The sequence below is a fragment of the Agrobacterium sp. 22-223-1 genome (genome assembly GCF_053522385.1).
In genome coordinates this window covers 15,996-27,129 of sequence record NZ_JBNWCN010000007.1, presented here as the reverse complement: position 1 = coordinate 27,129, position 11,134 = coordinate 15,996, and the positions used below count along the sequence as shown (strand labels likewise).

Here is an 11,134-nt window from a genome sequence, read left to right as displayed (position 1 = left end):
TGAACTTTTATTTTTGAGATATGGCGTAAAATTACATGGCAAATAGTCAAAAAACAGACGATCTGGATCACTTCGATCTCAAGATTCTCGAGGCGCTGAGCGAAGACGGGCGCATGTCCGTGCTGCAGCTCTCGAAAAGGGTCGGTCTTTCAAAGACTCCCTGCCAGACGCGGCTGAAGCGGCTGGTGGATGAGGGCTATATTCTCGGCTTCCGCGCCATGCTCAATCCGCAGAAGCTCGGTGTCGATCACATCGCCTTCGCCGAGGTAAAGCTCTCCGATACGCGCGAAAAGGCGCTGGAGGAGTTCAACGCGGCGGTGCGCAAGATCAAGGAGGTGGAGGAGTGCCACATGATCGCCGGCGCCTTCGATTATCTTCTGAAGGTGCGCACCAGCGATATCCGCAAGTATCGAAGGGTGCTCGGCGAGAAAATCTCAAGCCTGCCATCCGTCGCCAACACCTCGACCTTCGTGGTCATGCAATCGGTCAAGGAAACGGGTATCTGAAGGGGTAACACGAAGACAGTGGCGGGCGCGCGCTCGCCGTATCATCCGCACACCGTCACCCCGGACTAGATCCAGGGTCCAGTGCGATCAAGTCATTGATCGCGAGAGAGTCCTTTCACGGCGCAGACGCGCCGTGGCTGGATGCCGGATCAAGTCCGGCATGACGGAGGAGAGGTTTGCGGCCTTTGTCATCGTTTTAACGGGCAGACGCAGGCCTGCCCGTTCGCCACTGTCCGAATTCAGCGCTCTCAGCGCGCCGTGGCGGCGGCGGTGACCGCGCTCATCTGCGCGTCCGGACCGAACTCGTTTTCGTTTTCGATCCCGAGCAATTCCTGCAAGCGCAGCCTTGCGCGGCTGACACGGCTCTTGATGGTGCCGACGGGGCAACCGCAGATTTCGGCGGCTTCTTCATAGGCAAAACCCGAAGCACCGATCAGCAGGATCGCTTCACGCTGGTCGTCCGGCAACTTTGCGAGTGCCGCGCGGAAATCCTGAAGGTCGACCGAACCATGCTGTTCCGGCGGCACCGACAGGCGCGAGGTATAGACGCCGTCCGTATCCTGCACCTCACGGCCGGATTTGCGAATCTGGCTGTAGAACTCGTTGCGCAGGATCGTTACTAGCCATGCCCGCATATTGGTGCCCGGCTGGTAGCTGTCCTGTTTCGCCCATGCCTTCATGATCGTGTCCTGCACGAGGTCGTCGGCACGGTCCCGCGAGCGGATGAGCGAGATCGCGAAGGCGCGCAGGTTCGGCAGCGCCGCCAGCATTTCCCGTTTGAAATTGTATTCTGTCTGCTCCGGCTCTTTCGCCATCATTCCTCCGAAGCCTTCATTTTGGCTCTGCTTTCGGCTTCATCGAGTTTTTCGAGAAGGTCGAGGAATTTGTCAGGGATGCCTTCATCCTGAACGGCATCATAAAGCTCCCTGAGCTTACGGGAAATCACCGCCCGCCCGGAGTGTGGAACCTGGGGGGCGGCCGAATTGTCCGGCTGATCTTGGTCCGATTGAAATATGCTCATAACGTCCGGTATTCCTTTTGCGTCGTGGCAAAGAATGCGCCGTGAAAAAAATAGTTCCGGCGCTCCGGAACTTTTTTTGCAATGCGCACGTTGCTATCGTGGGTTTGCGTTGCAGACCGCATGAAAGGGGAGAATTCCATGTCAGTTTCTACACGCATCGCACCGCACCTGCCATATCTGCGCAGGTTCGCGCGTGCCGTTTGCGGCTCACAATCGACGGGCGATGCCTATGTTGCGGCAACACTCGAAGCTCTGATCGCCGATATCAGCATTTTTCCGCAGACAAGCAGCGATCGCGTTTCGCTCTATCAATTGTTCGTATCGATCTTTAGTTCCGTCACGATCAATATTAAGACCGACGAAAATCTCTCGGGATGGGAAAAACGCGCCTCGGCCAACCTCTCCGCCGTGCCGGCCCTGGCCCGTCAGGCATTCCTTTTGACCACGGTCGAAGAATTCACGCCTTCGGAAACCGCAGAGGTTCTGAAAGTCTCCGAGGATCAGGTCGGCAAGCTGATCGACGAGGCAGCGTCTGAAATCGCCCGGCAGGTGGCGACCGATATCATGATCATCGAGGACGAACCTCTGATCGCCATGGATATCGAGCAGATGGTCACCGATCTCGGCCACCGCGTCACGGGCATCGCCCGCACCCACACGGAAGCGCTCGATCTCTTCCATCGCACCCAGCCGAAGATGATCCTTGCCGATATTCAGCTCGCCGATGGCAGTTCCGGTCTCGATGCGATGAAGGACATCCTGCAGATGACCACGCTGCCGGTAATCTTCATCACCGCCTTCCCCGAGCGTCTTCTGACGGGCGAGCGGCCGGAGCCGACCTTCCTTGTGACGAAGCCGTTTAATCCGGACATGGTGAAAGCGCTTATCAGCCAGGCCCTGTTTTTCAACGAAAGCTCACGCGTCGCGGCGTGAATTTTGCCGAAACCGCAGGCTGACCGGGAACCACTCTGGTGCCCGGGCGTTGGCGGTTACGGTCGTGGGACTGCCCCGCGGCTTTCTGCAAGGAGACGAATTTGCATCGGCTGGCATGGCATAACGCGGAGAGGGACGAAAGCGAACTTCACGATTCGCTCGTCCTCGCCTTGCTCGATTCGGGTGAGACAGTCATGCTGCAGGACTGGAACCGCGACTATATATTCGTGGCCAATCTGCCGGATGTCTGGAAACTTCCGGTCGATTCCCATCCGACCGATGAAAATCTGTTCGGTAACGACCTTTCCGCCAGGCTTGCCGAACTTAAAAAGGACATGAATACGGCCGGCAGCCGCGGCATGCTGGAAGTCAACGCTGGCAAGGACCGGGTTTTTCAGTTTCAGGTCCATTCCACCTTCAACCAGTCGAACCAGACGGTGCTGAAAACCACCATCCGGGAGGTAACGGCGGAAAGGCGGCGCGAGCAGCTTCTGCGCTCGCTGCTGCGCGAGGTCAGTCACCGTTCCAAGAATCTCCTGGCGATCATCCAGAGCCTTGCCGGCCAGACGGCCCGTTTCAGCCTGACCAAGGATGATTTCCTGCGTAAGTTCCGCGGCCGACTGCACGCTCTCGCCCAGAGTCAGGATCTCATCACGGATTCGGACTGGCGGGGCGCGCGCATATTCGAGTTGCTGCGCCAGCAATTCGATCTTTATGTGCCGGAATATCCGAACCTCATCCACATGGAAGGCGAAAACCTGCTGCTCAATCCGAATGGCGCGCTTTATATCGGGCTCGCCTTCCATGAGCTGGTCGTCAACACCGTCAGTCATAGCGGCAATCTAGCCTATCACCCGCCCATATCCCTGCAATGTCGTCAGGAGGGCGATTTTTATATCGTTGAATGGAATGAGCCGATGATGCCGTCGAAAGAGCCGGCGGAGACCCGGCGCGGCAGCTTCGGCAGCGTGGTGCTGGAAAAGGTGGTTCCGTCCGCATTGGGGGGAAGCGCCGAATACGAGTTGACGCCGGAGCGGATCGTCTACCGGCTGAAATTTCCTTCCGGCGACGGCGCGGATGCCTGAAATCTCAAGATTGCGCGCAGCGCCGGGTCCCTCTTTCATTTCCTGAAAACCAAAACAAAAAGCACGGCTCATGAAAGAGCCGTGCTATTTTTATGACAGGTTTTCAGGGGCGAAACCTGTTTATTTTCAGCCAAGCTTCAGGCGGGGACGGGGGAATTGCTTGGCCTGCAGTAGAAACACGCTCGACCGGATTCGGTTCCCAAAAAATGCGTTTTTTTAACATTGTGCAAAATACCGGCCATTTTTGCCCAGTTTTTTGCCGTTTGCACGGCGGATAGGTACGCAAGTCTCGGCCTCAATGCGTGCCTGTCTGTTCCGATCGTTTGGGCGTGAAATAACGCATCGGCGCTTCCAGCGACCACTCGAAGCCGGATTCACGATATTCCGTCAGCACCTGCCCGCCGAAGGCGCCTTCCGCATGCCTTTTGATGACAGTGGTGCCGAAGCCTTTGCGGCTCGGTTCTCTGGCCGGCGGTCCGCCGGTTTCGGTCCAGACGAGATGGATCATCTGCCGCCCGTCTTTTTCAAGCGACTGCCAGCGCAGGGTAATTTTTCCCGATGGAACCGACAATGAGCCATATTTGATGGAATTCGTCGTCAGCTCATGGATCACCAGACCGAAATTCTGTGCCGCTTCCGGGGAAAGCATGAAATCGTCTCCCACCAGCACGATGCGCTGCGCCACGGTTCCGAAAACATCGAGGTGGGTTTCGATCAGCTTGCGGATCGGCAGACCCTGCCATTGAACCTCCGCCAGAGCCCGGATCGACATTCCAAGGCCGCGCAGGCGGTGATCCACCTCCTTTTGAAATTCCGGAATGCTTTTATTTTCGCGTCCCAATTGCCGTATCATCGCCTGAACCAGTGTCAGAATGTTCTTGGAACGGTGAACCAGCTCGTGCAGCAGCAATTGCAGACGCTCTTCCGACTGACTTCTGTCGAAGGACGCGTTGGAGAGCGCGATGGCGACCTGGTTGGCCTCCTTTATCTTGGTATCGACGGGTGCGACGATCTCGCCCTCGCCGATGCGCTCGGCCATCAGGGTCAGGTCACGAATGGAGCTTCGCAATTGCCGGCCGACCAGATAGGCGCCGCCAATGGCAATCAGCACCAGCAGCAGGCTGCCGATCATCATCTGCCGCCAGGTGTCTATCAGCGCCGCCTGGCTTGCGGCGAGCGGACCCCACATCACCGTCTTCCATTGCCAGCCCGGCAATTGAGCATAGGCATAGAGATTACCCTTGCCGTCGAAAAAATTGCCGCTGAAGGCCTGCATTTCCGAAAGGACATCGGGGGTGACAAACGGCTTGCCCACTTCCGCCTCTTCGGGCGCGCTTGAGACGACAACGCGGTTGTTGCCGTCAATGATGGCGACCGCCCAGTTGCGCGGCAGGTTTTCCGTGGGGATGAGCCGGCTGAGGTCGCTGGTATTCTGCGTCAGGATCAGGGCGTCTCCGGCGGGGTCCAGGTCCGGGCCGAGCGGCATGGTGACGTTGAACACCCATTCCTTGCTGGTCGAGCCGAAAAACATGTCCGAGACGGTGATGCGGCGGGAGTCGATCGCTTTGGCCAGATTGGCTTCCGTTGGCACCTTGCCGAGCGGCTGGCCATAGGGCACGCGCGTATTGAGACGCTGTTGGCCATCTTTGGTGGCGAGAATGGCGTAGAGACCCTCCCGCTTCAGACTGTCGGCGACGCGCCCCTGAAACGCGGCGAGGTTGCCGCTCTCAAGTTCCGGGAATTGCGACAGGAGATTGAGCGAGGTGGCGATTTCCTGCAGGCGGCGGTCGATGTTGCGGGAGACCACCCGCACATCCTCGATGGTTTCCCGTTGCAGGTCGTCGCGTTTTTCCGCCTCGAGGCGCAGCATCAGATAGCCGCCGAAAAGAATGAGCGGCAGGGTGATGACGGTAGCCATCACGACCAGATAGGTGCCGATGGAGGCGGTCGGGAAAAAATTCGCGCTGCGCCGACGCAAAGCCGAGATCATGTCTTTCAGTCTGTCGCCGGGTCGAGGCATACAAAAAAACTCCGGCAGTTATGGCATTGTTACGACACGGATAATACCGTGCCGTCCCCCTTTAGCAATGCCTGATTTTTACCTTCGGTTGTTGCGGCAGGTCACAATTGCACCGGCCCGGTTGAAAAAATCGGAACTATTTCAACGACCAACCCGTTTGCCAGACGAACCGGCCGAGAAGCGGACATGAAATTCATCACCGCCGGCCAGTTGAGAACGATGAAAGGAAGGTACGAAATGGCAAAGAAACTTACAATCCTCGTCACTGCCGCTCTGATGGGCACGACGGCTTTCGCGCCGCTGGCCATCGCTCAGGGCACGACCCAGCCTGCGCCGGCAAATCCGATTGCGCAGACGGAGCCGGCAACCCCGCCCGCCACCCCGATGACGCCTGCTGCTCCTTCGACCAATGACAGCGCGGCGACAACGACAGGCGGCGCTTATCTCACCGAACAGGGCGAAACGCAGGTCAGCGCCAACGATTATATCGGCAAGGCGGTCTATACTGCGGCCGATGAAAGCATCGGTAACGTCACCAACCTCATCATGGAAGAAGATGGTGGTCTGGTTGCGGCCGTGATCGGCGTCGGCGGCTTCCTGGGTATCGGCGCAAAGGACGTCGCCGTTCCGATGGACAAGGTAACGATGACGCGCAATGCGCAGGACGGCACCATCCGCCTGACAACGACCGAAACGGCGGAAACGTTGAAGGCCGCTCCTGAATTCAAGACGCTGGAACAGAAGGCCAGCGAAAAGAATGCGGCAATGCCGGCGGCTCCCGACAGCACGACGACGTCCGCCACCAAGCCCTAATTCCCGTCCCTGGGAGGCAGGAGCGGGACCGGCTTCAATCGGCTGTCCCGCGGGAGGCACCGGCCAACAGGCCGGTGTCTTTTTATGTTTGTTCGCCGGCTGTTCAATCCCCGGCATTGCGGGAGGAATGCCACGCCCAGGCGGATTTGATGATGTCCAACAGGGAATAACGCGGTTCCCAGCCGAGAACCTCCTTCGCCTTGTCGTTATTGGCAACAAGCGTCGTGGAATCGCCGTCGCGCCGCCCGGTATATTCGACGGGGAAGGGGCGGCCGGAAACGTCCGAAATCGCCGCCAGCAATTCCTTCACCGTGGTGCCGGTGCCGGTGCCGAGGTTGAGTTCGACGGTCTCCCCGCCGGCCAGCAGATAATCCACGGCTCGCACATGTGCATCGGCGAGATCGAGAATGTGGATATAGTCGCGCACGCAGGTGCCGTCGCGCGTGTCGTAATCCGTGCCGAACACCTTGAAGCCCTGACGCCGGCCGAGGGCGGCCTCGATGGCCAGCGGGATCGCGTGGGTCTCCGGCTTGTGCCATTCGCCGATGCGGCCTTCGAAATCCGCGCCGGCGGCATTGAAGTAGCGCAGCATCACCGAGCGCAGCCCCTTATAGGTGCTGTAGTCCTTCAGCGCCTGCTCCACCACCCATTTGGTGCGGCCATAGGGGTTGATCGGCGCCTGCCGGTGCGTCTCGTCGATCGGCACCTGTTCCGGCAAACCGTAAGTTGCGCAGGTGGACGAAAAAACGAATGCCGTGACGCCGGCATCGATGGCGGCGGAGAGGAGGTTGAGCGAGCCGATGACATTGTTGTCGTAGAAAGCCACGGGCTGCTTTACGGATTCACCGACTTCGATCAGCGCGGCGAAATGCAGAACGGCTTCCGGCCGGTGTTTGGCGAAGACTTCGTCCAGCCGCGCCCGGTCGCGAATATCGCCCTGTTCGAAGGGTCCCCAGCGGACGAATTCCTCATGCCCGTTGGACAGATTGTCGAAAACGACCGGTTCATATCCTCGCTCAGACAGGAGAAGGCAGGTGTGCGAACCGATATAGCCGGCACCGCCGACGACAAGGACTTTCTTCTTCATCAATTGCCTTTCAGAAAATTACGGACGCGCCGAGACTGCCCGAGACTGTATGTCACTTTGTTCAAATAAGGGCGGCGTGGCGGGTAACGCCATCAACCAGTCTATCCTTCGCGGGTAACATAAAAAAAACCGCGCATCCATCGTCTGGACGCGCGGTTTGCCTTGTCGTGTCGCCAAGAAATTACTTGGACTTTTTCGTATTGACCCTTGTGGCCAGGAAACCGGCCGCGACAGCCACGGCGAGCGTCGCATAGGGACGTGCCTGGATCGCCAGCGTCAGCAGCGATTGCAGGGCGAGCGGCGCTGCGGCAAGCGGCGCCGCCGTCAACGGCGCGACAGCGGGCCGTGCGGCATAGACCCTCGGACGTTTGACGATCGCCAGCGCCACCAGCATGATGACGCCGAGCAGGAACGCGGTCCCGGCGACGACGAGCGCGGCAGGGCCTGCACCCACGTGCCGGGCAAGATAGATTGACCCCGCCACCACGGCGGCGATGAAGGCGATCAGAAAAAATATCCCGGTCAGAACCGACAGGATTATGGTCGCGCGCAATCGCCGTGTAACGACGCGCCCCTCGCGCTGGGTCTCCCCCAGATAGACCAGCAATGCCTCAAGCATGAGCGCGGCCTTATCGACGCGTCAGAAGGGCGAGCACGAAACCGACGCCGACGGCGATGCCGAGGGACTGGAGCGGGTTCTTCTGGACGTGGTCGGTGAGGTTGTCGTTGAGCGTGGAGATTTCATTGCGAACGCTGTCGGCCATTTCGCCGGATGCGGTGAGGGCGTCATCGGCCACACGGGCGGCCTGCGCCTTCAGCTCATGCGAAGCGCCGACGCCGAGCGCCTTCACGCTCTTGGCAAGACTAGCCAGATCTTCGCGAAGCTGGGCGAGCTGCGCTGCCACATCGGCCGCATCGCCGTTTTCGAGGGATTGCTGGATCTTGTCGCTGACGCTGCTACGCACGCTTGCCATAGGGGAGGTCCTTCCTGAACATCATTGAGGGGACGACGACACGTCGCCGCCGTCCGTGAAGCTTCGTTTCGGCGGCCGAAACACCCGCCTGTCCGTCAGTCAAACGCGCCGATGCCGGCTTGGTTCCGCAACGGGACGGGTTTTCTTGACGGCACTTCGGCTCGGGGGCGATTTTCGAGGAATTCGGTGCCGGACATTTGTTTTCCTGTCACAAGCATCCTATAAGGCCCATCATCGAGACGTACCTTGACTTCAATCAATATGTGAAACGACATGCTCCAGACGCCCTATTACCTCATCGACAAGACAAAACTTCTTCGCAACATGGAGAAGATTGCCTATGTGCGGGAAAAATCCGGCGCCAAGGCGCTCTTGGCGCTGAAGTGCTTCGCCACATGGTCGGTGTTCGATTTCATGTCGCAATATATGGACGGCACCACCTCGTCCTCGCTCTATGAGGTGCGTCTCGGCCGCGAGAAATTCGGCGGCGAGACCCATGCCTATTCCGTCGCCTATGCCGACTATGAAATCGACGAGGTGATTGCGAATGCGGACAAGATCATCTTCAATTCCATCGGTCAGCTGGAGCGTTTCGCCGACAAGGCCTCCGGCATTACGCGCGGTCTGCGCCTCAACCCGCAGGTCAGCTCTTCGAGCTTCGATCTTGCCGATCCTGCGCGCCCCTTTAGCCGGCTGGGCGAATGGGACGTGGCCAAGGTGGACAAGGTCATGGACCGTATCTCCGGTTTCATGATCCACAATAATTGCGAAAACAGCGATTTTTCCCTGTTCGACCGCATGTTGACGCAGATCGAGGAGAAATTCGGATCGCTTCTGTCGCGTGCGGAATGGGTCAGCCTCGGCGGCGGCATTCATTTCACCGGCGACAATTATCCGCTCGACCAGTTCTGCGACCGCTTGGCGGCCTTCTCGGAAAAATACGGCGTGCAGGTCTATCTGGAGCCGGGCGAGGCCTCGATCACCAGGAGCACGACGCTCGAAGTGACGGTTCTCGACACGCTGTTCAACGGCAAGAACCTCGCCATCGTCGACAGCTCCATCGAAGCGCATATGCTCGATCTGCTGATCTATCGGGAAACCGCCAAGGTGTCGCCGAACGAGGGCGAGCATCCCTACATGGTCTGCGGCAAATCCTGCCTTGCGGGCGATATTTTCGGTGATTTCCGCTTCGACAAGGAGTTGAAGGTCGGCGACCGCATCTCCTTCCAGGACGCGGCCGGCTACACCATGGTCAAGAAGAACTGGTTCAACGGCGTGAAGATGCCGACCATCGCCATCAAGGAACTGGACGGCACCGTTCGCGCCGTTCGTGAATTCGACTTTGCCGATTTCGAGCAAAGCCTGTCTTAAACCCTGTTTTTAACATGAAACGAAGCTCATCCCTGCGGGGAAAAGGAGGCATCACCTGAAATGAAGAAGAACGTTCTGATCATCGGCGCCGGTGGCGTAGCACAGGTCGTGGCGCATAAATGCGCCCAGAACAGCGATGTATTGGGAGACATTCATATTGCGTCACGGACTTTGGGAAAGTGCCGCAAGATTGTCGAGTCCGTACGCGAAAAGAAGAGCCTCAAGACAGATGTGAAACTTGAGGCCCATGCGCTTGACGCGATGGATATCGAGGCGACGAAAGCCTTGATCAGGAAAACCGGCGTGGAAATCGTCATCAACGTCGGTTCGGCTTTCGTCAACATGTCCGTTCTTCGTGCCTGCATGGACACGGGTGTTGCCTATATGGATACGGCGATCCACGAGGATCCGACCAAGATTTGCGAGACGCCGCCGTGGTACGGAAACTACGAGTGGAAGCGCGCGGAAGAGTGCAAGGAAAAGGGCATTACCGCCATTCTCGGCGTCGGCTTCGATCCGGGCGTGGTGAACGCCTATGCGCGTCTCGCCAAGGATGATTATTTCGACAAGGTCACCTCGGTCGATATCGTCGATATCAATGCCGGCAGCCACGGCCGCTGGTTTTCGACCAACTTCGATCCGGAAATCAACTTCCGCGAATTCACCGGCGTCGTCTATTCCTGGCAGAAGGGTGAGTGGCAGACGAACCAGATGTTCGAAGTCGGCCAGGAATTCGACCTGCCGGTCGTCGGCAAGCAGAAGGCCTATATGACCGGCCATGACGAAGTGCATTCGCTGTCCAAGAACATGGACGGCGCCGATGTGCGCTTCTGGATGGGCTTCGGCGATCACTATATCAACGTCTTCACGGTGCTGAAGAACCTCGGCCTCCTGTCCGAAAAGCCGGTCAAGACCGCCGAAGGTCTCGAAGTCGTACCGCTGAAGGTGGTCAAGGCCGTGCTGCCCGATCCGTCTTCGCTGGCGCCCGACTATGTCGGCAAGACCTGCATCGGTGATATCGTCAAGGGTATCAAGGATGGCAAGGAGCGCGAAGTCTTCATCTACAACGTGGCCGACCACAAGGAAGCCTATGAAGAAGTCGGCTCGCAGGGCATTTCCTACACCGCCGGCGTTCCCCCGGTCGCCGCCGCCATGCTCATCGCCACCGGCGAATGGGACGTGAAGCAGATGGCCAATGTGGAAGAACTGCCGCCGAAGCCATTCCTGAACATTCTGAACAGGATCGGCCTTCCGAACCGCATCAAGGACGAAAACGGCGACCGCGCGCTGGAATTCTGATTGCCGGTGTTGTGATTGCGTTAAA

At 58.5% G+C, this 11,134-nt stretch carries 12 protein-coding genes; 6 read left to right on the top strand and 6 right to left on the bottom strand.

Going from position 1 to position 11,134, the window contains the following annotated elements:
• Positions 1-35 precede the first annotated feature (35 nt).
• Complete coding sequence (locus ACQZ60_RS22800; protein ID WP_003522526.1) at positions 36-506, top strand: Lrp/AsnC ligand binding domain-containing protein; 471 nt, start codon at positions 36-38, stop codon at positions 504-506.
• A 248-nt stretch (positions 507-754) separates the two neighbouring features.
• Here ACQZ60_RS22800 and ACQZ60_RS22795 read toward each other — a convergent pair whose 3' ends face one another.
• Complete coding sequence (locus ACQZ60_RS22795) at positions 755-1,321, bottom strand: RNA polymerase sigma factor (protein ID WP_003508744.1); 567 nt, start codon at positions 1,319-1,321, stop codon at positions 755-757.
• Positions 1,321-1,527 (bottom strand): NepR family anti-sigma factor, encoded by a 207-nt coding sequence (locus ACQZ60_RS22790; RefSeq protein WP_003522527.1) that lies wholly within the window; start codon positions 1,525-1,527, stop codon positions 1,321-1,323. Before ACQZ60_RS22790 ends, ACQZ60_RS22795 begins: the two co-directional genes overlap by 1 nt.
• Before the next feature lie 138 nt (positions 1,528-1,665).
• Between ACQZ60_RS22790 and ACQZ60_RS22785 the strand changes: the two genes are divergently transcribed.
• Both ACQZ60_RS22785 and ACQZ60_RS22780 read left to right on the top strand, forming a co-directional pair.
• Complete coding sequence (locus ACQZ60_RS22785) at positions 1,666-2,460, top strand: response regulator (RefSeq protein WP_003522529.1); 795 nt, start codon at positions 1,666-1,668, stop codon at positions 2,458-2,460.
• Positions 2,461-2,561: 101 nt separating this feature from the next.
• Positions 2,562-3,545 carry a sensor histidine kinase gene (locus tag ACQZ60_RS22780; RefSeq protein WP_059756822.1) on the top strand — a complete coding sequence of 328 codons (984 nt, stop codon included), beginning with the start codon at positions 2,562-2,564 and terminating at the stop codon, positions 3,543-3,545.
• Positions 3,546-3,840: 295 nt separating this feature from the next.
• Here ACQZ60_RS22780 and ACQZ60_RS22775 read toward each other — a convergent pair whose 3' ends face one another.
• Entirely contained in the window at positions 3,841-5,565 is a 1,725-nt protein-coding gene (locus ACQZ60_RS22775) for a sensor histidine kinase (protein ID WP_448736175.1), read from the bottom strand.
• A 237-nt stretch (positions 5,566-5,802) separates the two neighbouring features.
• Between ACQZ60_RS22775 and ACQZ60_RS22770 the strand changes: the two genes are divergently transcribed.
• Complete coding sequence (locus ACQZ60_RS22770; protein WP_448736174.1) at positions 5,803-6,378, top strand: PRC-barrel domain-containing protein; 576 nt, start codon at positions 5,803-5,805, stop codon at positions 6,376-6,378.
• Between the two features lie 103 nt (positions 6,379-6,481).
• Here ACQZ60_RS22770 and galE read toward each other — a convergent pair whose 3' ends face one another.
• The 3 genes from galE to ACQZ60_RS22755 form a co-directional block, all read right to left on the bottom strand.
• Positions 6,482-7,465, bottom strand: a complete 984-nt coding sequence (galE, locus tag ACQZ60_RS22765) for a UDP-glucose 4-epimerase GalE (protein ID WP_269831850.1) — start codon at positions 7,463-7,465, stop codon at positions 6,482-6,484.
• A gap of 181 nt (positions 7,466-7,646) precedes the next feature.
• Positions 7,647-8,084: a hypothetical protein gene (locus ACQZ60_RS22760; protein ID WP_003508754.1), complete on the bottom strand. Its 438-nt coding sequence runs from the start codon at positions 8,082-8,084 to the stop codon at positions 7,647-7,649.
• Between the two features lie 10 nt (positions 8,085-8,094).
• Positions 8,095-8,439 (bottom strand): DUF883 family protein, encoded by a 345-nt coding sequence (locus ACQZ60_RS22755; protein ID WP_003522534.1) that lies wholly within the window; start codon positions 8,437-8,439, stop codon positions 8,095-8,097.
• 273 nt (positions 8,440-8,712) lie between these two features.
• On the opposite strand from ACQZ60_RS22755, the gene nspC reads away from it, so the two are divergent.
• Positions 8,713-9,810 carry a carboxynorspermidine decarboxylase gene (gene nspC, locus ACQZ60_RS22750; RefSeq protein ID WP_020811602.1) on the top strand — a complete coding sequence of 366 codons (1,098 nt, stop codon included), beginning with the start codon at positions 8,713-8,715 and terminating at the stop codon, positions 9,808-9,810.
• A gap of 60 nt (positions 9,811-9,870) precedes the next feature.
• Complete coding sequence (locus ACQZ60_RS22745; protein ID WP_142781058.1) at positions 9,871-11,109, top strand: saccharopine dehydrogenase family protein; 1,239 nt, start codon at positions 9,871-9,873, stop codon at positions 11,107-11,109.
• Positions 11,110-11,134 lie beyond the last annotated feature (25 nt).

Excerpts from the sequence above, each read along its gene's own strand:
- ACQZ60_RS22775 (WP_448736175.1), bottom strand. The coding sequence starts at position 5,565 with ATGCCTCGACCCGGCGACAGACTGAAAGACATGATCTCGGCTTTGCGT.
- galE (WP_269831850.1), bottom strand. The coding sequence starts at position 7,465 with ATGAAGAAGAAAGTCCTTGTCGTCGGCGGTGCCGGCTATATCGGTTCG.
- ACQZ60_RS22745 (WP_142781058.1), top strand. The coding sequence starts at position 9,871 with ATGAAGAAGAACGTTCTGATCATCGGCGCCGGTGGCGTAGCACAGGTC.
- ACQZ60_RS22795 (WP_003508744.1), bottom strand. The coding sequence starts at position 1,321 with ATGGCGAAAGAGCCGGAGCAGACAGAATACAATTTCAAACGGGAAATG.
- nspC (WP_020811602.1), top strand. The coding sequence starts at position 8,713 with ATGCTCCAGACGCCCTATTACCTCATCGACAAGACAAAACTTCTTCGC.
- ACQZ60_RS22770 (WP_448736174.1), top strand. The coding sequence starts at position 5,803 with ATGGCAAAGAAACTTACAATCCTCGTCACTGCCGCTCTGATGGGCACG.
- ACQZ60_RS22800 (WP_003522526.1), top strand. The coding sequence starts at position 36 with ATGGCAAATAGTCAAAAAACAGACGATCTGGATCACTTCGATCTCAAG.
- ACQZ60_RS22785 (WP_003522529.1), top strand. The coding sequence starts at position 1,666 with ATGTCAGTTTCTACACGCATCGCACCGCACCTGCCATATCTGCGCAGG.
- ACQZ60_RS22760 (WP_003508754.1), bottom strand. The coding sequence starts at position 8,084 with ATGCTTGAGGCATTGCTGGTCTATCTGGGGGAGACCCAGCGCGAGGGG.
- ACQZ60_RS22755 (WP_003522534.1), bottom strand. The coding sequence starts at position 8,439 with ATGGCAAGCGTGCGTAGCAGCGTCAGCGACAAGATCCAGCAATCCCTC.
- ACQZ60_RS22790 (WP_003522527.1), bottom strand. The coding sequence starts at position 1,527 with ATGAGCATATTTCAATCGGACCAAGATCAGCCGGACAATTCGGCCGCC.